Here is a 20,130-nt window from a genome sequence, read left to right as displayed (position 1 = left end):
GTCGGTCCCGCCAGCCTAGGCCTGGCGCCGCGGGGCGCCGAGTCCGCCCGCCGGACCGCGCAGCAGGAGCACGACGACGGCGACCAGCCCCGGCAACGCCAGCACGCTGACCACGTAGATCGGCCAGGCCCACGGGCTGTGGTCGCCCCCGCCGATGCCGTAGGTGTCCGCGAGCGCCATGCCCGGCCCGAACAAGGCCATGAAGTAGGCCGGGGACGCGGCGACGAGCGAGGCGAGGCCCAGGGCGAGGACCGCCAGCGGGTCGACCTCCTCGCGACGCCACGTGAGGAACCACAGGACCGCGGCCACGCCGAGCCCGGCCGCCAGGATCACGGCCGTAAGGATGAAGGGGACGCCGAGCTGGCCCGCCGCGCTCAGGTCCGCGTAGATCCTCCCGAGGCCGCGGTCGCCGGGCGCGGCGGCCAACGGGTTGAGGACGAACACCTGCAGGGCGGCGAGCGCCGCGACGGCCGCGACGACGCCCGGGACCACCGCGCCCGCGGCGAGCCGCACCCAGCCGGGCCGGTCGGGCAGGGCGAGGGGCGCCGTCGTCGGGCGGGGCCGGGCGGGGCGGGAGGACGCGGCGGGGCGACGGGCGGAAGGGGACATGCGGCCAGGCTAACCGCTCGCCTCCGCCGTCTCGTCGACGAGCGCGGCGGGTGAGGTCAGCGGACGCCGGCGCCGGAGAGGGTCTTGGCCCAGGCCTCGATGGCGTCCCAGTCGCGGTAGTCGCCGTAGTGCTCGTTGCGGGAGAGCTTGAGCTTGAGCTTCTCCAGCCGGCCCAGGCGCTCCTCGACGAGCGCCCCGCGGAAGTAGGCCACCTCGCGCGGACCGTAGGACTCGAGCTTCTCCCGCACCGGCGGGGCCAGCTCGGGCGCGCCGCCGGAGGCCAGGATCACGAGCGGCAGGTCCGCCAGCTCGGCCCGACGGGTGTCGAGGAACGCCCGGGCGGCGGCGGCGAGCGAGCCCGTGTAGACCGGGGCCGCGACGATCACCGCGTCCGCCGTGGTCAGCCACGCGGCGGCGCCCTCGACGTCCTCCACCACGGTCGGGACGGCCTGCGACGTGCGCAGCACCTCCGCGACACGCTCGGCGATCTCTCGCGTGGATCCGTGGGCGGACGAGGTGACGATGAGCGTGGTCATGGTGGGGCGCAGCCTTCGGGGTCGGGGGCGGACGACGCGCTCAGTGTATCCCGCGCAGGTCCAGGTCCAGGCGGGTCTCGGCGCCCTCCGGGGCCCGGTCCGGGGTGTGCACCGTGACCGGGATGCCCCAGTCCTGCTGGTACAGGTGGCAGGCGGCGTGGTCCGGGATCGGCTGCCCCTTCTCCCCGTCGCACGCGGCGGCCCGGGCGGTGATGTGCAGGACGCCCTCCTCGACCTCGGGGTTCAGCCGCAGCGTCCGCTGCAGCCCCGTGGACGTGCCGGCGCCCTCGAGCAGCAGCTCCTCCGGGGAGGAGGAGACCTTCAGCTGCGTGGGGTCGCCCCAGCGGTCGTCCAGCTTCTGCCCCGTGGGCGCGGCGAAGCCGATCGTCAGGTCCAGGTCGCCGGCCACCACCGGGGTGCGGGGACGCTGCGTCTGCCGCGCGCCCTCGTCCACGGTGAGGAACTCCTCGGGCACCGCCAGCCGCGTGAGCCGGTGGGCGTTGGACTCGACCACCACGATCGCGGTGTCGTTCCCGTCCGCGTCGTGCTCCACGAGCACGTCCGAGGGCTCGAGCAGCCCGCGCGCCACCGTGGTCACCGTGGCCGGGACCGCCCGGCCCGCGGCGTCCTCGCCGGCCGGGGCGTACCGGCGGATCGCGCCGTTGTACGTGTCGGCGATCAGCACGGAGCCGTCCGGCAGGGCCGTGACGCCCAGCGCGTGCTGCAGGCGCGCGCGGTCCGCCTCCCCGTCCACGTGGCCGAAGTCGAACAGGCCCGCCCCGACGGCGGTCCCGACCTCGCGGCGCCCGTCCTCCCCGGTCCGCACCCAGCGCACCGCGGAGGTCTCCGAGTCCGCGACCCACAGCGTGCCGTCGGCGCCCACGGACAGCCCCGAGGGCTGCGCGAACCAGGCCCGTCCGGCGTCGCCGTCCAGCAGGCCCTCGAGCGCCGTGCCCGCGTGCACCGCGAGCGCGCCCGTGACGGGGTCGAAGTCGAAGAGCTGGTGCGTGCCGGCCATCGCGATCACCACACGCCCCAGGGCGGGGTGCCACACGACGTCCCACGGGGAGGACAGCGAGATCGCGGTCGGCTCCCCGGGCAGGTCCGCGAGGTCGACGGCGACGTCCCCCTCGTCGTCGACGGCGGCGGCCTCCTTGGCGCGCTCGGAGTCGATGAGCTTCTGCACGCCGTTGCCGGCGAGGGTGCTCACGTGCCCGTCCGACAGGCGCAGGCCCCGCAGCCGGTGGTTGACGGAGTCCGCCACGACCACGTCATAGCCGACGCGCTCCGCGACGTCCTCGGGAAGCAGCGCCAGGCCCTGGGGCTCGTTGAACAGCGCCTCGTCCGGCCCGCCGTCCGCGTGTCCCTTCTCCCCGGGCGTGGGGAATGCGAGCTCGGCCTGGCCCGCGCCCGCCGTGGCAGGGTCCCCGCCACCGAACGCGCGGAGCACCGTGGTCAGGTCCTCGGCGACCTCCAGGAGGCGGTGGTGGCCGGTGTCCGAGACGAGGAACGAACCCGGGCGGGAGCCGCGGCCGCCGAGGGACACGGCCTTGCCGGGGAACGACAGGTCCCGGGCCACGGGCGCGGGCGGGACGTAGGGGCCGGAGCCGCGGTGCAGCGTGCCCTTGGCCTCGTGCTCGGCCACGAGCTCGCGCACGAGGCCGTAGAGCCCGGCCACGTGCCCCTCGCCGGACAGGTGCGCGGCGATGTAGCCCTCCGGGTCCACCACCACGAGGGTGGGCCACGCGCGCGCCGAGTACGCCTGCCACGTGGTCAGCTCGGGGTCGTCCAGCACGGGGTGCTCGATGGCGTAGCGCTCGACGGCGGCCGCGAGCGCGTCCGGGTCCGCCTCGTGCTCGAACTTGGGCGAGTGCACGCCCACCGTGACGAGCACGTCCGCGAACTCCTCCTCGAGCGGGCGCAGCTCGTCCAGGACGTGCAGGCAGTTGATGCAGCAGAACGTCCAGAAGTCGAGGAGGACGACCTTGCCGCGCAGGTCCTCGAGGGCCACCTGCTCGCCGCCGGTGTTCAGCCAGCCGCGGCCCACGAGCTCGGACGCGCGCACCCGGGTGGCCGCGCGCGGCACGGCGGCGGGGGCGTCAGCGGACGGGGCGGGGTTCGGGGTCTGCGGTGCGGTCATGTCCACCATCATGACGCACGCCCCGGACGCGTCAGCCGTGAGCGGACGCCGGCGGCGTCACAGGGGGAAAGACGACGCCGCCTGGCGGGTCCGGCTCAGTCGGCGGCCAGGGCGGCGGCCAGCATCTCCTCGGCGATGAGGGTGAACTCCTTGCGCCCGGCCTCGGGCCGGCCCACGAAGGAGACCATCACCACGGCGTCGGAGGTGACGGCGGTGAGCACCTGGGCCGTGAGCTGAGGCTCGGACTCCGAGGCCACGGTCCGCTCCCACACGAGGGCGGACTGCGCCGGCGTGCCGTCGGACAGCGGTGCGTCGGAGACCTCGAGGCGGTAGTCGACGGTCGCGTCCCCCTCCTGCACGGTCATGGTCATCTCGCGGCAGCCGGCGCGCAGGGCGTTGACGGTCTGGATGTGCCGCTCGACGTCCTGGCGGCCCTGGCCCGTGAGCCGGGCGACCTCCACGGTGCCCGTGCCCGTGAAGGTGTCGGCGCCGACGTCCACGCGCGTGGCCTCGGCCTCGTCGAGGGCGATCGGGGAGAAGTCCAGGGCGGTCAGCGGCGCCTTGCACTGCGCCGGCTGCACGGTGGTCCGGTCCGCGTCCGCGCGCCGGTCCCGGGAGTCCTCGCGGGCCGCGTCGACCTCCCCCGCCGTGGCGGCCCGCTGCCGGACGAAGCCGAACGTGGCCGCACGCTCGGCCGCGGCCTGCGCCATGCGCTCGTCCTGACGGTCGCCCAGGCCGAGCCCCTCCGGGGCCGCCGACTCCGTGGGCGCCGCGGTGCCGGCGTCGCCGTGGACTCCGTCTGCGGGCGCGGACGCGGCGGCCGGATCGCCGTCCCCGGCCCCGCAGCCCGTCAGGGCCAGCAGGCCGGCGGCGACGGCGGCCGCGAGGCGCCGCCGACCACGCCGGGGCGCGGACGGGCGGCCGAGGGGAGGGAGACGGTCAGCGGACATCGCGGGCCTCCTCGGGGCCGGTGGAGGAATCACGGGCCACGGGCTCGGCGCCGCTCGGGGCGTCGGTGACCGGGGTGCCGTGCATGCGGGCGTACATCTCGTTCCAGCGGCGCAGCTCCGCGTCGCCGTCGCGGTCGGCCTGCCGGTCCAGCCGGACCGCGTTCTTGCGGTCGCTGCGATACCAGAGCACGGCCACCATCACCGCCATCATCACGGTGGGGAACTCGCCGATGCCCCACATCACCGCGCCGCCGATGCGCTGGTCCTCGAGGGCGGTGGGGCCCCAGTCGCGGCCCATGTTGCCGAACCAGGACGCCTGCATCAGGCCGGTGGAGGTGGTCATGGCGACGCCGATGAAGGCGTGGAAGATCATCGTGGCCATCAGCAGCACGAGCCGCAGGGCGTACGGGGGCCGGCGCGGCAGCGGATCCGAGCCGATCATGACCAGGGCGAACAGGAACCCGGTCAGCAGGAAGTGGACGTTCATGAACTCGTGGCCCACGTGGGTCTGCAGCGAGAACCGGAAGAAGTCCGTGTAGTAGAACACCAGGATCGAGCCGGCGAAGTTGACCCCCGCAACGATCGGGTTCGTGATGAACCGACCCCACGGGGAGTGCACGATCCACAGGATCCACTCGCGGGGGCCGCGCGTCCCGTCCGTGCGGGACGGCAGGGCCCGCAGCGCCAGGGTGATCGGCGCGCCCAGGACGAGGAAGACGGGGCTGAGCATCGTCAGCGTCATGTGGCCCACCATGTGCGCGCTGAACAGGACGCGGCCGTACACGGCCGGGGACCCGGAGGTCGCCCACAGCAGCACGGCCAGCCCAGCGAGCCACGCGACGGTGCGCAGCACGGGCCAGCGGTCGCCGCGGCGGCGCAGCTGCCACACGGCGCGCAGGTACCAGAGGGACAGGAACGCGATGATCGCGACCCACAGCCAGTCGAACCGCCACATCGTGATCCACCGGGCGCCCTCGAGGGCCGGCGGCAGCTCGTAGCCGGTGAGGATGCGGGCCGGGGAGGCGTCCGGCGCGATCTCCTCCGGCACGGGCGGGGCCGTCCGGGAGAGCACGGAGGAGACGCCCATGACGGCGCCCATGATCACGGCCTCCACGGCGATGAGCTGCCACAGCAGGCGACGCGCGGGGGCGGGGCTGGGACGGTCCGGGCCGGCGTCGAGGCGGGGGATGACCCACCGGCGGTGCAGCAGGCCGATCAGGCCGAGGCCCAGGGCCGCCAGGAACTTGGCCGACACGAGGATGCCGTAGGGGCTCAGCAGCTGGGCCGGATCGTCCATGCGGATCAACGCGTTGACCACGCCGGACAGCGCCACCGTGACCAGGCCCAGCCCGGCGATCACGGAGTAGCGGGTGAGGACCGTGTGCAGCAGGGGCGCCGGGCCCTGCCGGCGCAGGCTGCGGCCCCGCCCCTGCGCCCCGTTGGGCCCCACGAGGGTGTCCGAGATCGCGACGAGCACGAGCAGTCCGCCCACCCACACGACGACGCCGAGCAGGTGCAGGCCGATCGAGTTCACGGCGCCGGTGTGGTCGTCACCGCCCGCCGCGTGCCCGATCAGGGCCAGGGGCACGAGGGCGAGCATCGCCAGGATGCCGGTCCAGAACAGGCCGTTGTGGGAGCGGACGGCGATCGCCAACGTGGTCACGACGGCGGCGATCACGGTGACCCAGAACCACGCCTGGCCCACCGAGATGCCGACCACGTAGGCCGCCAGGCCGTCCGTGAAGCCCTGCCCCGCCGTGACGGGGATGCCGGCGAGATCCGAGTAGGACAGCACGCCGACGGCCAGCGCGGCCACCGTCCACACGCCGGCGCTGACGGCGGCGATCCGCATCACGCGGGTGAACGCGGGGTGCTCGGGCAGCGGTGCGGCGTCCGCGTCCTCGCGCCGCTGCCGGGCGGAGCGGTGCCACCGTTCCGTGCCCGCCGCGTGGGGCGGAAGGACCCCGGCCGCGAAGATCAGCGCGGCGATGGTCAGGGACATCGCCACGTTGGAGACGAGCTCCCCCACGGGCACGCCCCAGCGGGTGATCCACCCCGGGTCGGAGAGCTGGCGCGCGGCAGTGACGCCGGTCAGCCAGCCGGCGGCGGCGAGGCCGGCCGCTCCCGCGGCGGCCACGAGCACCCAGATCCACCGGGGCACACCGACCGGCCCCGACGGACCGGGGCGGGCGGCGTCGTCGTTCTCGGCGGGATGGCTGCCCCGGGCGGGGGCGGTGGCGGCGGACATGGGGTCCATCCTCTCAAAGCATGCGGACGCCCGACGACTACGGGAGCGGCCCCGCCGTCGTCGGGCCCCTGGGTCAGGCGAACAGGGCGTCGCCCACGAACCCGCCCTCGGCGCAGCCGGGCGGGATCGCGAAGACCGCCGAGCCGACGGGCACGGTCCACAGGTTCAGGTGGTCCGACTCCGCGAGCCGGGCCTGGACGGGGACGAACTGCCGGTCCACGTCCGCCTGGTAGGCGGCGAAGATCAGGCCGGAGCCCGCCTCCAGCGCCCCGCGCGGGTCGTCGTAGTTGTAGCCGCGGCGCAGCATCCCGTACTCGGGCTCCTCCCCGCGGGCCCGCCGCAGGTGCGCGATGTCCGAGATGACCGGGAAGCCCGTGGGGCCGACGGCGTCGAAGTCCGGCTCGTCGTGCTCCTGCTCCCCCGTGAGGGGGGCGCCGGTGCCGAGGCGACGGCCGATGACCTTCTCCTTGGCCGGGCGGTCGAGCTCGTCCCACGTGTCCATGAGCATCTCGATGCGCCGGATCACCACGGACGTGCCGTCCGCGATCCACGGGGTGACGCCCACCTGCTCGGCGCCCACGCCCCACACCACGCGGTCGAGGTGTGGGGAGCCCGCCGCCGGGTTGCCGGTGCCGTCCACCTGCCCGAAGAGGTTGCGCATCGTGGTGCCGGTGGGGTGGGCGCCGCGGGCGGAGCGGAAGCCCTCCTGCATCCAGCGCTCGGTGGCGAACGGCCGGGCCGCCTTGAGGAGCATGCGCCGGGCGTGGGCCACGGACATCCGGTCGTCGCCGCAGATCTGCAGCAGGAGGTCGCCGTCGCTGAACGCGGGGTCCAGGCGGTCGATCTGCTCGAACGCCGGCAGCGGGCGCAGCCAGGCCGGGGCCCGGTCCGGGGCCACGCGGCGGACGAGCTCCGGGCCGAAGCCGAACGTCACGGTGAGCCGCGCGGGGGCGGCGGCGAGCTCCGGCTCGGTGTCGGCGATCGTGGCGCGGCCCTGGGTCAGGCGCGCCGCGTCGTCGGTGAGCAGGCGCAGCATCCGCTCGATGCGCACCCGGTCCGCGTCCTCGTGCAGGTCGAGGGCGAGGAAGACGGCGTGCGCCTGGGCGGGGGTGTCGACGCCGGCCTGGCGCGACCCGTGGAACGGCACGGTGTCCGTGCCCACGGGCGAGCTGACGGCCACCCGGGCGGCCTGGCCGCCGGGCTCGGCCCAGCCGGCCCGGCCGACGTCGCCCTCGATGCCGGTGTCGCCCATGACCTCGGAGGGCGAGGCCCCCGCCCCGGGCGCGGCGGACGCGCCCGGGGCGGTCGAGGCCGACGCGTGGCCGGCGCCGTAGCCGAGTGCCGTGCCCAGCAGGCCGCCGCCCACCGCGCCCGCCCCGAGGAGCAGGCCGCGGCGGGAGGGACCCCCCGGGGCCGGGCGGGCGTCCTCGCGCCCGTCCGGCCCGTGGTGGTCGTCCGACCGGACGGCGGGGTCAGTGGTCGGCATGGTCCTCCGATTCGTGGGAGTCGCCGCCGTGGTACGACTCGTTGGCGCCGGTGAAGGGCCGGACCACGGAGGTGACCTCGAGGGTGGAGCCGTCCTCCAGCTCGAGGTCGTAGGTCACGTCCTCGCCCGGCTCGATCGGGTCGGTCAGGCCCATGAACATCACGTGGTTGCCGCCCGGGGCGAGCTCGAAGCTCCCGCCGGCGGGCACGGTGAAGCCGTCGGGGCTCTCCTGCATCACCATCTGGCCGTCCTCGCCGGAGACCATCTCGTGGAGCTCGACCGTCTCGCCCAGCTCCGAGCGGACGCCGACGATGTGCAGGTCCTGGTCCGAGGAGTTCTCGAGCATGCCGAAGGAGCCGGTCATGCCCTCCTCGGTGGCCTTCGTCCAGGGGTCGGTGATCGTGAGGCCGGCGGCCTGGCCGTCCGCGGTGGACGCGGCCGACGAGGCGTCCGTGGCCGGCGCGACGCTCGAGGCGTCCGACGCGCTCGGGGCGGAGCCGGCGTCGTCTCCGGCGCAGGCCGTCAGGCCGAGGGCGGCGACGGCGAGCACGGCGGCGGCGCCGAGGCGGCGAGGGGCGCGGGGGGAGGTGGTGGTCATGTCTGTGGGGTTCCTTGTCATGCGGGCGCGCGACGACGCGCGGGGCGTGCGGGCGCGCCAGGGGGCCGGCCCCCTCAGGGCCGGGCGGGGATCAGAGGTCAGCGGCCGTCGTCGAGGTGGCCGAGTGCGCGGGCGCGGCGGCCCATCAGGAGGAAGGCCACCACGAGCACGGCCAGGCCGGCGATGCCGGCGACCCACACCCAGGCGGGCAGCGCGTCGGTGTCCGCGGGCTGCGCGGCGTCGGAGGCGTCCGCCTGCGCGGTCGCCTCGGCCGAGGCGGCGTCGCCCTGGCCTGCCGTGGCCTCCGGGGAGGCGACGGTCGAGGCCCCGGCGACGGCGGTGCCGCAGCCCTGGGGCGCGGTGCCGGCGGCCGGTGCGGCCGGGTCGTCCACCGCGAAGTCGAACGAACGCTCCTCCGAGTGTCCGTCCGAGTAGACGACGCGGTAGGCGACCTCGTAGTCGCCGTTGGGCAGCCCCTCGCACAGCGGCGCCGAGAAGGTGGGGCCGTCCACGGTGCCGGCGGCGGACTGCCACTGGTTGCCGTCGGCGTCGCGGACCTGCAGGAGATTCTGGATGCCCTCGCCGTCGATCAGCTCGCCGCTGAAGGTCAGCGAGACCTCCGACGGCGCCGTCGTGACGGTCTCGTCGACCGCGGGGGCGGTGCGGATGAGCTCGTCGTGCGCGGCCGCGGGAGCGGCTCCGGCGACGACGAGGGCGGGCAGCAGGGCGAGTCCGGCGGCGGCGCGAGCGGCGCGGCGGACAGGGGTGGTCTGGTGATGCATGGTGGTGTCCTCACGGGTCTGCCGCGGTCCCGGACGGGAGTCGCGGGCGGACCGTTCCGAAGGGTCGTCGGGCGCGGTCGGGCCTCGAGACGCGGGCGGAGCCGGCGTCCTCAGGCCGCGAGGGCGAACGGCGGGCCGCGCCGCCCCGGAGAGCTGAGGAGGGCGAGGGACGTCGCCGGCCGGAGCGCCGGCGGGACGGGGACACGGAGGCGGGCCGGCGTCGGCAGGGGGCCGTGCGCGGCCGGCGGCGGGCAGACGGCGGCCACCACGCGTTCGGCGATGGTGAGCACGAGGGCCTCGCCGCGCCGCAGCACCAGCACGGTGAGGACCGCGGCGATCACGTGGGCTGCGAGCATGCGCAGGTCGGTCAGGTGGCCGGTGGGGGCGCTGGACAGGGCCTCCCCCGGCGCCAGGAGGGCCCCGGCGCCGGGACGGGCGTGGCCGAGGTGGGCCGGGTCGACGCCGGCGGCAGGCGCCACGGCGTGGCCGCCGGCGGCGAGCCCGTAGAGCACGTGGAACAACCCCTGGGCGATCGCGACGGCGGCGGTGGTGCGCCACAGCGAGAGGGCGCGGCCCGCCAGGGCGGTGCAGAGCGGGGCGGCGAGGACGGCCGCGAAGGCGACCACGCCGACCTCGGGGAACCCGTGACCGGGCTCGGCGGCGGTGTGGAACAGCGCGGCCAGGGCGGTCATCGTCAGGGCCCCGGCCCAGCCCCGGGCCAGACGGGCCGGTCCACGCACGACGCGCGGACGGGGGTCCTCGAGGCCGGACGGGGCCCACGGAGCGGCGACGACGGCGCTGCGCATGCCACGACTCCTCTCCTGACGGCCCCGGTCCACGTCGGCCGGACGATCGTCCGCCCATCCTACGCGGCCGGAGACGACGACGGGCGCCCCACCCGAGGGTGGGACGCCCGTCCTGCGGCGTACGGCGTGGGTCCGGGGACGCGCGCCGCGGCCGGGATCACTCGGAGGCCGCGGCCTTGAGCTTGGAGCCGGCGGTCACCTTCACGGAGTGGCCGGCCGGGATGGTGATCTCCTCGCCGGTGCGCGGGTTGCGGCCGGTGCGCTCCTTGCGCTCGGTGCGCTCCACGGCCAGCCAGCCCGGGATCGAGACCTTCTCGCCCTTCTTGACCTGGGCGGTGAACACCTCGAAGAGGGCGTCCAGCACATCGCTGACGGCGGCCTGGGTGTTGCCGGAGCGCTCGGCGACGGCGGCGACGAGTTCCTTGCGGTTCATGGCCATGGGTCCTCCCTATGGGACGTCGGTTACGGTTCCCGGGCCGTTCGGACCGGGCTGCCAGTTGTGAACGTACCACCTCTCCGCGGGCGAATCGCCCCCTGAACCGCGAGAATCCGCGATTTCCCGCGACCCGGGCGGCCCTCATCCCCGGGGCACGACGACGGCGGCGCCCCTCCTCAGGAGGGACGCCGCCGTCGCGGTGGTGCCGAGCGCCCGGAGACCGGGCCTCAGGTCACCAGGAGGACTTGGTCACGCCGGGCAGCTCGCCACGGTGCGCCATGTCGCGGAAGCGCACGCGGGAGATGCCGAAGCGCTGGAAGGTGCCGCGGGGGCGACCGTCGATGGCGTCGCGGTTGCGCACGCGGACCGGGGAGGCGTCGCGGGGCAGCTTCTGCAGGCCCAGGCGGGCGGCCTCGCGGGCCTCGTCCGACGCGTTCGGGTCCACGAGGGTCTTGCGCAGCTCGAGACGCTTCTCGGCGTAACGGGCCACGATGGCCTTGCGCTGCTCGTTCTTGGCGATCTTGGACTTCTTGGCCATCTCAGCGCTCCTCTCGGAAGTCGACGTGCTTGCGGACCACCGGGTCGTACTTCTTCAGGGTGATGCGGTCCGGGTTGTTCCGGCGGTTCTTGCGGGTCACGTAGGTGAACCCGGTGCCGGCGGTGGACTTCAGCTTGATGATCGGACGAACGTCCTTGTCCTTGGCCATGTCAGAGCTTCACTCCCTTCGCGATCAGGTCCGCCACGACGGCGTCGATCCCGCGCACGTCGATGGTCTTGATGCCCTTGGCGGACAGCGTCAGGGTGACGTTGCGGCGCAGGGAGGGGACCCAGTAGGTCTTCTTCTGGATGTTCGGGTCGAACCGGCGCTTGGTGCGACGGTGCGAGTGGGAGATGCTGTGGCCGAATCCCGGCCCAGCCCCGGTTACCTGGCAGTGAGCTGCCATGATCACTCCTCGTGGCAAGTAGTAGTAAAAGGACGGGCGGAACCCGCATGGCGGCGAGCCGCGGACCTGTCCGCGGACACCTGTTGTGAGCCCCGCCCCGGGTGTGGACACCGCACTCTTACTGCGACTTCTCGAAAAGGTGGACCAGGCTGGGTGAGAGCCAACCGAAGTTCCTTATGGGATCGCTGGTGTGGACGGTGAGCCCCGGTCCGCCCTGAGGGCGTCCCGGGATCCGGTCTGCGGGAGCGCGTTGCTTTTCCGACCCGCCGTCCGCCCGGTCACCTGACCGATGGAACGACGAGAACAACGCGGCGTGCGCCGTCCCATCTTACGCGAACCGTGGGCGTCGCTTCAACTCGACGGGGGGCGCCTATGGTATGCGCACGGTCCTCGGCTTCCAGGACCGCTCCGCGCGCGCCACGGCGCGGCCACGGGCGCTGGGCCGGCCCACCCCTCCGGCGTGGATCAGGCGACCGACGCCCCCAGCAGCGAGCCCACCGAGAAGGTCAGGCCGAGCGCCAGGGCGCCGCCGAGGACGACGCGCACGGCCGCCCGCAGCGCGGGCGCGTCGCCGAGCCGGGCCCCGACCCAGCCGGTGACGGCGAGGGCCACGAGGGTGACGCCGAACGTGAACGGGACGCGGAGGCCCACCGGCGCCAGGACGACCGTCAGGAAGGGCAGCAGCGCGCCCACGAGGAACGCGAGGAAGGACGCTCCGGCGGCGGCCCACGGGCTGACGACGTCCTCCTCCGCCATGCCCAGCTCCATGCGCAGATGCGCGGCGAGCGCGTCCTTCTCGGTGAGCTCCCGCGCGGCGGCCTCGGCCGTGGCCCGGCTCAGGCCGTCCGCCTCGTAGAGCTGCACGAGCTCCTCCAGCTCGCCCTCGGGATCCTCCTCGAGCTCGCGGCGCTCCTTGGCGATCAGCGACTTCTGCGAGTCGGAGGACGAGGAGACGGACACGTACTCGCCCAGCGCCATGGAGAAGGCGCCGCCGACCACCGCGGCGGCGCCGGCCAGCAGGATCGGGGTGAGCGCCGTCGTCGCACCGGCGACGCCGACGACGGTGGCCGCGACGGACACGATGCCGTCGTTGGCGCCGAGCACGCCCGCCCGGAGCCAGTTGAGGCGGGCGTGCACGCCGCCGGCGGCGTGCGGTTCGTCGGGACCGCCCGGCGGGACCTGATCGGTCAGGGGCGAGGACTGTTCAGACGTGTGCGACATGTCTCCATGCTCGCGGCGCGGGGCGGGGCGCGCCAGGCAGGTGAGGCGGTCCTTCGGACGGGGACGCCACGACACCCGGTCTCGCTGTTGCCAGGATTGTTCAACAACAGCTACCGTCTCCCCCAGCGCCTCGTGACGCCCGTCACCTCGCCTGGCGCCCTCGACGAAGGTGACCACCGTGTCCCACGCAGACATCCCCCACGCCGGGCCGGACGGCTCGACCCCCTCGGGCACCGCACCGAAGACGGACTCCCGTGCCGCGAGCGCCACCCGGCGCACCGCACTGCTCGGCGCCATGTTCCTCATGGCCACCTCGGCCATCGGCCCCGGCTTCATCACGCAGACCGCCACGTTCACCGTCCGGATGGGCGCCGCGTTCGCGTTCGCCATCCTGGTCTCGATCCTCATCGACATCGCCGTCCAGATGAACGTGTGGCGCGTCATCGGCGTCTCCGGCATGCGCGCCCAGGAGCTGGCGAACCGCGTCCTGCCCGGCCTCGGCTGGGTCCTCGCCGCGCTCGTGTTCCTCGGCGGCATGGTCTTCAACATCGGCAACATCGCCGGCACCGGCCTCGGCGCGAACGCCATGCTCGGCGTCGACCCCCTGATCGGCGGCGGCGTCTCCGCGCTCATCGCGCTGCTGATCTTCCTCTCCAAGCGCGCCGGCGTGGCCCTGGACCGGATCGTGGTGGCGCTCGGCGCCGTCATGATCCTGCTGATGCTGTACGTGGCCATCACCTCCGCCCCGCCCGTGGGCGAGGCCCTGCGCCAGTCCGTGATGCCGGAGGAGGTCGACTTCTTCGTGATCGTCACCCTCGTGGGCGGCACCATCGGCGGCTACATCACCTACGCGGGCGCCCACCGCATGATCGACTCCGGAGTGAAGGGCGTGGACGACGTCCAGGACATCACCCGCAGCTCCGTGGCCTCGATCCTCGTGACCGGCCTGATGCGCGCCCTCCTGTTCCTGGCGATCCTCGGCGTCGTCGCCTCGGGGGCGGTGCTGTCCAAGGACAACCTGGCCGCCTCCGCCTTCCAGGCCGCCGCCGGCGACATCGGCCTGCGCATGTTCGGCATCGTCCTGTGGGCCGCCGCCGTCACCTCCGTGATCGGCGCGTCGTACACCTCGATCAGCTTCGTCACCCGCTCCACCACGAGCGCCCGCACCCGCAACCTGCTGACGGTCGCCTTCATCGTGGTCTGCACCGCCCTCTACCTGGCGCTGCGCCAGGCACCGCAGACGCTGCTCGTGTTCGCCGGCGCGTTCAACGGCATGATCCTGCCGGTCGGCTTCGCGGCCCTCCTCTACGTGGCCTGGCGCCGCCGCGACCTGCTGCACGGCTACCGCTACCCCGGGTGGCTGCTCGTGATCGGCGCGCTCGCGTGGATCGTCTCCGTGTTCATCGCGGTGCGCGGGTTCATCCCCATGGTCGAGATGCTCACCGGTGCCTGAGATGACCACGACGACGCCGCTGCCGCCGCTGGACGGCGCCACGACCCCCGCGCAGGCCCGCGAGCGCTTCCGCGCGGGGCTCGTGCGGCCGACCTCGGGGATCGCCGACGGCTACGCGCAGGCGAACCTCGTCTCGATCCCGCAGGACCACGCCTACGACGTCCTGCTCTTCGCCCAGCGCAACCCCCAGGCCCTGCCGCTGCTCGGCGTGTTCGAGGCCGGCGAGGTCAACGGCCCCGCACTGGACGGCGACGTCCGCACGGACGTGCCGCAGTACGTGGTGTACCGCGACGGCGTCGAGACGGACCGTCCCACGGATCTGCTCGACGTGTGGCGGGACGACCTCGTGACGTTCGTGATCGGCTGCTCGTTCACCTTCGAGTCCGCCCTGGTGGCCGAGGGCATCCGCATGGCCCACGAGGACGCCGGCGTGAACGTGCCGATGTACCGCACCACGCGGCGCTGCGCCCCGGCGGGCCGCCTCTCGGGCCCGCTCGTGGTCTCGATGCGCCCCATCCCCGCCGATCGCGTGGCCGACGCCGTGCGCATCACCTCCCGCTACCCGGCGGTGCACGGCGCGCCCGTGCACGTGGGCGACCCGGCCGGCCTCGGCATCACGGACCTGTCGGCACCGGACTTCGGCGACGCCGTCGAGGTCCCGCAGGGCCACCTGCCCGTGTTCTGGGCGTGCGGGGTGACGCCGCAGGCGGCGATCATGGAGTCCCGCCCGCCGCTGGCCATCACGCACGCGCCCGGGCACATGCTCATCACGGACCTGCCGGACCGGATGTTCCAGGTCCCGTGACCGTCGGGGGCCGGGGAGGCGGTCAGTCCCCCGCGGCGGCGAGGTGCGCCAGGACGAACTGCTCCGCCTCGTCCAGGTAGTCCCCGAACATGGCGTGCACCGCGGACAGGTCACCGGCCAGCAGCCGCTCCACGATCCACCGGTTGCGGTCCGCGAACTGCATGTGCAGGTTCGTCTGCTCGTCCATCGGATGGAACGCCAGGCGCACGCGGGCCTGCACCGACGCCATGAGCCGCGTGAGCTCGGGGGCGCCGGCCAGGTCCACGATGCCGACGTGGACGCGATGGTTGGCGTCGCCCAGAACCCGCTCGGGGGTGTCCGGGCCGCCCGAGAGCAGGTCCTGAGCAGAGCGCAGGTGGCGCACCGCGCCGGGGGTGAGCTCGCCGTGCTCGAGGGCGCCGAGCTGAATCACCCGACGTGTGCGGTACAGCCCGCGCACGTCCTCCGGACCCGGCGCCGCCACGAACACCCCGCGGTGCGGACGGCGCTCCACGAGGCCCTCCGAGGCCAGCATGGTGAACGCCTCGCGCAGGCTGTTGCGGCTGACCTGGAGCTCGGTGGCCAGCGCCACCTCTCCCAGCCGCTCCCCCGGCACGAGCCCGGCCTCCGCGATCCGCTGCCGCAGCTGGGCGGCCGCGGCCACGGGAGCCGGAGACGGGGCGGACTCCCCGTCACCGGAGCCGGGCGCGAGGTCTTCCCCGATGACACCGGCGGGTGCCTGCACCCTCACGCCCCCAGCCGGGCGATCGCCTGGCCGCGCGTCACCGAGGCCGGGGTCTCGGCCACAAGGAGCTGGATCCGGCCCGCACGCGGGGCCCGGATCGGCGTCTCCATCTTCATCGCCTCGACGATCGCGACCGTGTCACCCTCGGCCACCTCGGCGCCGTCCTCGACCTTCCACGAGGCCAGGGTGCCGGTGACCGGCGAGGCCACGGCGCCGTCGTCGTCGGGCGTCCCGGTGCCGGCAGCGCCGGCCGGGACCGCGGCACCCGCGCCGCCGCCTCCGAGGAGGGCCGCGTAGAGATCGGCGGGCAGACCCAGACGCACGGCGCGGCCGTCCAGCTCGACGGTGACGGCGGTGCGGCCGCCGGCGGGCAGTTCGGCACCCAGGTAGGGGGACTCGGCCAGCGGCTCGGCGAACTCGGACTCGATCCACGTGGTGTAGACGCCGAGGCGGTCCCCCGAGGTGAAGGCGTCCTGCTCGAGCACGGCGCGGTGGAACGGCACCACGGTGGGCACGCCGTCGATGCGCAGCTCGGCCAGGGCGTCGCGGGCGCGGGCGATGGCCTGGGCGCGGTCCTCGCCCCACACGATGAGCTTGGCGAGCAGGGAGTCGTACTCGCCCGGCACCACGGAGCCGGTGCGGACGCCGGAGTCCATGCGGACTCCGGGGCCGGTGGGGGCCTCGAAGGCGTCGATCGGGCCGGGCACGGGCAGGAAGCCGTACGCCGGGTCCTCGGCGTTGAGGCGGAACTCGAGGGCGTGGCCGCGCGGCGTCGGGTCCTCGGGGATGCTCAGCGGCTCGCCGGCGGCGACGCGGAACTGCTCGCGCACCAGGTCCACGCCGAAGACCTCCTCGGTGACGGGATGCTCCACCTGCAGGCGGGTGTTGACCTCCAGGAAGCTGATGAGACCGTCCGGGGCCACGAGGTACTCGACCGTGCCGGCCCCGGTGTACCCGGCGGCGCGGCAGATCTCGCGGGCGGAGGTGTGGATGCGCTCGCGCTGCTCGTCCGTGAGGAACGGCGCCGGGGCTTCCTCCACGAGCTTCTGGTTGCGGCGCTGCAGGGAGCAGTCGCGGGTGCCGAGCACGGCCACGTGGCCGTGCTCATCGGCGAGGACCTGGGCCTCCACGTGGCGGGGGCGGTCCAGGAAGCGCTCCACGAAGCACTCGCCGCGGCCGAACGCGGCCACGGCCTCGCGGACGGTCGCCTCGAACGCGTCCTCGACGTCGCCGAGCTCCCGCACCACGCGGATGCCGCGGCCGCCGCCGCCGAAGGCCGCCTTGATGGCGATCGGCAGGCCGTGCTCCTCGGCGAACGCGCGCGCGGCGGCGGCGTCCGGCACGGGGCCGTCCGAGCCCGGCACGAGCGGGGCGCCCGCCTGCTGGGCGAGGGAGCGGGCGGTGATCTTGTCCCCGAGGGCGCGGATCGCGTCCGGCGACGGGCCGATCCAGGTCATGCCGGCGTCGATCACGGCCTGCGCGAAGTCGGCGTTCTCGGAGAGGAAGCCGTAGCCCGGGTGCACGGCGTCGGCGCCGGCGCGGCGGGCGACGTCGAGGACCGCGTCGATCTTCAGGTAGGTGTCCGCCGAGGACGCGCCCGGCAGGTGGAAGGCCTCGTCCGCGACGGCCACGTGCAGGGCGTCGGCGTCCGGATCCGAGTAGACGGCGATCGAGGCGATGCCGTGGTCGCGGGCGGCGCGGGCCACGCGCACGGCGATCTCGCCCCGGTTGGCGATGAGCACCCGCGTGACGGGGCGGGCGGCGGGGGTGGTGGTCATGCGGGGGTCTCCTCGGAGGGCGATGCGGAGTCGACGACGGTCTCGGCGCCGGGGCGGGGATGGGGGACGAAGCGGACGCGGGCGCCCGGCGGCAGCTGGGCCGCCAGGCTGAGGTCCGCGCGGGCCACGACGCCGATCACCGGGTAGCCGCCGGTGACCGGATGGTCGGAGAGGAACAGGACGGGCTCACCGGAGGGCGGCACCTGCAGCGCGCCGCGCACGGCGCCCTCGGACTTCAGCTCGCCCTCGCGCACGCGCTCGAGCGGCGCGCCGTCGTCGGGGGCCGTGAGGCGCACCCCGATCCGGTCGGTCTGCTGGATCACGTCCCAGTCCTGCGTGAACAGGCGCTCCAGGCCCGCCTCGCCGAACCAGTCGTCGCGGGGGCCGGGGACCACGCGCAGCACGGCCACCTGGCCGGGTGCGGGCATGCGGCGCAGCGAGGTCTCCGGGTCCCCCACCATCACGACGCCGGCCTCCTCCGGGGCGGGGGTGCCGGCGGCGGTCGGGCGCGCGGCCGAGGCGCCGGCGGCGCCCCTCGCGTCCGGGCCGACGCGGCGGACGAGGCGGTCCCCCGCCGCCAGCGGGGCGGGGCCGAGCCCGGACAGGGTGTCGGTCGAGCGGCTGCCGAGCACGGGCGGCACGTCGAGACCGCCCCGGAGGCCCACGTACACGCGCAGGCCGCCGACCGGCTCGTCCACCGTCAGCGTCTGGCCGTCCAGCACGACGAACGGGCTGCGGGCGGGCACCCGGCGTGTGGCGCCGTCGGCCGCGGTGATCGTCCCGCCGGCCTCGGCGCCGGCCAGGGCCATCACCTGATGGCCGTGCGCGGTGAGGGTGAGGCCGCCCAGGACGGTCTCCAGCACCGCCTCGCGTGAGCGGTTGCCCACGAGCCGGTTCGCCTGGCGTGCCGCGTCCCGGTCGGCCGCGCCGGATGCGACGACGCCGAGGTCGCCCAGGCCCGGGCGGCCCAGGTCCTGGACCAGGGTCAGGAGCCCCGGGTCCACGACGGTGACGCCGCGGCGGCCGGCCGCGGACGGGAAGCCGGCCGCGGCGTCGGCGGGCGGGGTGGAGTCGACCGCCGCGTCCGTGCCGGAGGTGACGGACGCCGTCGGGCGCACGGGGACGTAGCGGACACGGTCGCCGGGCTGCAGCAGGGCGGGCTGCTCGCGGCCGAGGTCCCACAGGGCCGCGGTGGTGTGCCCGAGCAGCTGCCAGCCGCCGGGCGAGGTGCGCGGGTAGACGGCGGAGAAGGCCCCGGCGACGGCGACGGCGCCCGCGGGGACGGCCGTGCGGGGCGAGCTGCGGCGGGGCGCCTCGAACGGGGCCGCCTCGGAGGCGCAGTACATGAACCCCGGCGCGAAGCCGCCGAACGCGGCGAACCAGTCGGCCTCGCTGTGGGCCCGGATGACGCCGTCGACGCCGAGCCCGGTGAGCCGGCCGACCTCGGCGAGGTCCTCGCCGTCGTAGACCACGGGGATCTCGACGACACGGCCCCCCGTCAGCTCACCGGCGTCCGGGGTGAGGGTGCTGACCCGCGGTGCGGCGTGCTCGGCGGCGGCCTGCGAGGTGAAGGTCACCAGGACGGTCGCGGCGGCGGCCATCACCTGGCGCTGGCCGCGCTCCGGGTGGGCCGTGAGGTGGGCGTGGACGGCCATGACGTCTTCGAGCGAGCCGCACTCGACGAGGAAGCCCTGCGTGCCGACCCAGCGGATCGGGCGGGCCGACGGGGTGGCGGCGGGGTGACGTGGGGCGCTCATGCGAAGGCCTTGATGGACACGCCCGCGCCCTCGAGCGCCCGGCGCACGGCCGCGGCCATGGCCACGGCGCCGGGCGTGTCGCCGTGCAGGCAGATGCTCTCGGCGTCGACGCGCACGTCCGTGCCGTCCACGGCCTCGATGACGCCCTCGGTGGCCAGGCGCACCATGCGGGCGGCGACGGCGTCCTCGTCGTGGAGGACCGCGCCGGGCTCGCGGCGGGAGACCAGCGTGCCGTCCGGGTTGTAGCCGCGGTCCGCGAAGGCCTCGGCGACGCCGCGCAGCCCCGCGGCGGCCGCCTTGTCCAGGGCGACGGAGCCGGGCAGGAGCAGCAGCGGGAGGTCGGAGCCGAACGCCTTGACGCCGTCGACGACGGCCTGCGCGTGCGTTTCGTGACGGACGATCGTGTTGTAGAGGGCGCCGTGCGGCTTCACATAGCGGACCTGGCCGCCGGCCGCACGGGCGAGCGCGTCGAGGGCGCCGATCTGGTAGAGGACGTCGTCGGCCAGCTCGGTGGGCGTGCAGTCCAGGAAACGGCGGCCGAAGCCGGCGAGGTCGCGGTAGCCCACGTGCGCGCCGATCGTGACGCCGGCGGCGACCGCGTCACGGCAGGTCTGGGCGATCCCCGAGGGATCGCCCGCGTGGAAGCCGCACGCCACGTTGGCGGAGGAGACCGAGGGCATGATGGCGGCGTCGTCCCCCATCGTCCACGAGCCGAAGGACTCGCCGACGTCGGAGTTCAGGTCGATCTGCGGCGCGTGAGACACAGTGCAGTCCTCTCGGATCGGGCCGGCTGAGGTGCCGGTCACACAATCTTGAGGCATGAGGGGGCATTGTTCAACAATCCTCGGCGCGTCCT

Annotated in this window: 20 protein-coding genes; 2 read left to right on the top strand and 18 right to left on the bottom strand. The window is 74.9% G+C overall.

Going from position 1 to position 20,130, the window contains the following annotated elements:
• Nucleotides 1-15 precede the first annotated feature (15 nt).
• The 14 genes from ACUXPL_RS00910 to ACUXPL_RS00845 all read right to left on the bottom strand — a co-directional run bounded on the left by ACUXPL_RS00910 (nt 16) and on the right by ACUXPL_RS00845 (nt 12,757).
• On the bottom strand, nt 16-609 hold the full coding sequence (locus tag ACUXPL_RS00910) for a hypothetical protein (protein WP_454181293.1): 594 nt from the start codon (nt 607-609) through the stop codon (nt 16-18).
• A 56-nt stretch (nt 610-665) separates the two neighbouring features.
• The gene (locus ACUXPL_RS00905; RefSeq protein WP_454181291.1) at nt 666-1,145 is read right to left on the bottom strand and encodes a flavodoxin domain-containing protein; all 480 of its coding nucleotides are present in this window, start codon (nt 1,143-1,145) and stop codon (nt 666-668) included.
• Between the two features lie 40 nt (nt 1,146-1,185).
• Nucleotides 1,186-3,285, bottom strand: a complete 2,100-nt coding sequence (locus ACUXPL_RS00900; RefSeq protein ID WP_454181289.1) for an NHL domain-containing thioredoxin family protein — start codon at nt 3,283-3,285, stop codon at nt 1,186-1,188.
• A 95-nt stretch (nt 3,286-3,380) separates the two neighbouring features.
• Nucleotides 3,381-4,235, bottom strand: a complete 855-nt coding sequence (locus tag ACUXPL_RS00895) for a hypothetical protein (protein ID WP_454181287.1) — start codon at nt 4,233-4,235, stop codon at nt 3,381-3,383.
• Nucleotides 4,225-6,483 carry a cytochrome c oxidase assembly protein gene (locus ACUXPL_RS00890; RefSeq protein WP_454181285.1) on the bottom strand — a complete coding sequence of 753 codons (2,259 nt, stop codon included), beginning with the start codon at nt 6,481-6,483 and terminating at the stop codon, nt 4,225-4,227. Before ACUXPL_RS00890 ends, ACUXPL_RS00895 begins: the two co-directional genes overlap by 11 nt.
• A 73-nt stretch (nt 6,484-6,556) precedes the next feature.
• A complete protein-coding gene (locus ACUXPL_RS00885; RefSeq protein ID WP_454181283.1) occupies nt 6,557-7,969 on the bottom strand; it encodes a Dyp-type peroxidase in 1,413 nt (470 codons plus the stop codon).
• The gene (locus ACUXPL_RS00880; protein ID WP_454181282.1) at nt 7,956-8,567 is read right to left on the bottom strand and encodes a copper chaperone PCu(A)C; all 612 of its coding nucleotides are present in this window, start codon (nt 8,565-8,567) and stop codon (nt 7,956-7,958) included. The genes ACUXPL_RS00885 and ACUXPL_RS00880 overlap by 14 nt, the downstream gene beginning before the upstream one ends.
• A 98-nt stretch (nt 8,568-8,665) precedes the next feature.
• The gene (locus ACUXPL_RS00875) at nt 8,666-9,349 is read right to left on the bottom strand and encodes a copper resistance CopC family protein (protein ID WP_454181280.1); all 684 of its coding nucleotides are present in this window, start codon (nt 9,347-9,349) and stop codon (nt 8,666-8,668) included.
• Nucleotides 9,350-9,459: 110 nt separating this feature from the next.
• Nucleotides 9,460-10,155 (bottom strand): hypothetical protein, encoded by a 696-nt coding sequence (locus ACUXPL_RS00870; protein WP_454181278.1) that lies wholly within the window; start codon nt 10,153-10,155, stop codon nt 9,460-9,462.
• Nucleotides 10,156-10,312: 157 nt separating this feature from the next.
• Entirely contained in the window at nt 10,313-10,594 is a 282-nt protein-coding gene (locus tag ACUXPL_RS00865; RefSeq protein ID WP_002858339.1) for an HU family DNA-binding protein, read from the bottom strand.
• Nucleotides 10,595-10,823: 229 nt separating this feature from the next.
• Nucleotides 10,824-11,129 (bottom strand): 30S ribosomal protein S14, encoded by a 306-nt coding sequence (gene rpsN, locus ACUXPL_RS00860; protein WP_002858338.1) that lies wholly within the window; start codon nt 11,127-11,129, stop codon nt 10,824-10,826.
• 1 nt (nt 11,130) lies between these two features.
• Nucleotides 11,131-11,298 carry a 50S ribosomal protein L33 gene (rpmG, locus tag ACUXPL_RS00855; protein WP_002858336.1) on the bottom strand — a complete coding sequence of 56 codons (168 nt, stop codon included), beginning with the start codon at nt 11,296-11,298 and terminating at the stop codon, nt 11,131-11,133.
• Nucleotide 11,299: 1 nt separating this feature from the next.
• A complete protein-coding gene (gene rpmB, locus ACUXPL_RS00850) occupies nt 11,300-11,536 on the bottom strand; it encodes a 50S ribosomal protein L28 (protein WP_002858335.1) in 237 nt (78 codons plus the stop codon).
• 465 nt (nt 11,537-12,001) lie between these two features.
• Nucleotides 12,002-12,757, bottom strand: coding sequence for a VIT1/CCC1 transporter family protein (locus tag ACUXPL_RS00845; protein WP_454181276.1), 756 nt, complete (start codon nt 12,755-12,757; stop codon nt 12,002-12,004).
• A gap of 169 nt (nt 12,758-12,926) precedes the next feature.
• On the opposite strand from ACUXPL_RS00845, the gene ACUXPL_RS00840 reads away from it, so the two are divergent.
• Together ACUXPL_RS00840 and ACUXPL_RS00835 are read left to right on the top strand one after the other, a co-directional pair.
• Nucleotides 12,927-14,210, top strand: a complete 1,284-nt coding sequence (locus tag ACUXPL_RS00840; RefSeq protein ID WP_454181274.1) for an NRAMP family divalent metal transporter — start codon at nt 12,927-12,929, stop codon at nt 14,208-14,210.
• Nucleotides 14,203-15,015 (top strand): putative hydro-lyase, encoded by an 813-nt coding sequence (locus tag ACUXPL_RS00835; RefSeq protein WP_454181272.1) that lies wholly within the window; start codon nt 14,203-14,205, stop codon nt 15,013-15,015. The genes ACUXPL_RS00840 and ACUXPL_RS00835 overlap by 8 nt, the downstream gene beginning before the upstream one ends.
• A gap of 22 nt (nt 15,016-15,037) precedes the next feature.
• Here ACUXPL_RS00835 and ACUXPL_RS00830 read toward each other — a convergent pair whose 3' ends face one another.
• The 4 genes from ACUXPL_RS00830 to ACUXPL_RS00815 are packed head-to-tail and all read right to left on the bottom strand — an operon-like array spanning nt 15,038 to nt 20,038.
• Nucleotides 15,038-15,745, bottom strand: coding sequence for a GntR family transcriptional regulator (locus tag ACUXPL_RS00830; protein ID WP_454181270.1), 708 nt, complete (start codon nt 15,743-15,745; stop codon nt 15,038-15,040).
• Nucleotides 15,742-17,517 carry an acetyl/propionyl/methylcrotonyl-CoA carboxylase subunit alpha gene (locus ACUXPL_RS00825; RefSeq protein WP_454181268.1) on the bottom strand — a complete coding sequence of 592 codons (1,776 nt, stop codon included), beginning with the start codon at nt 17,515-17,517 and terminating at the stop codon, nt 15,742-15,744. Before ACUXPL_RS00825 ends, ACUXPL_RS00830 begins: the two co-directional genes overlap by 4 nt.
• Nucleotides 17,514-19,274 carry a 5-oxoprolinase subunit B/C family protein gene (locus ACUXPL_RS00820; protein ID WP_454181266.1) on the bottom strand — a complete coding sequence of 587 codons (1,761 nt, stop codon included), beginning with the start codon at nt 19,272-19,274 and terminating at the stop codon, nt 17,514-17,516. The genes ACUXPL_RS00825 and ACUXPL_RS00820 overlap by 4 nt, the downstream gene beginning before the upstream one ends.
• Complete coding sequence (locus ACUXPL_RS00815; protein ID WP_454181264.1) at nt 19,271-20,038, bottom strand: LamB/YcsF family protein; 768 nt, start codon at nt 20,036-20,038, stop codon at nt 19,271-19,273. Before ACUXPL_RS00815 ends, ACUXPL_RS00820 begins: the two co-directional genes overlap by 4 nt.
• Nucleotides 20,039-20,130: the final 92 nt, after the last annotated feature.

This window comes from Micrococcus sp. 140720015-1, from assembly GCF_053627595.1.
This window is presented reverse-complemented; position numbering and strand designations above follow the sequence as displayed.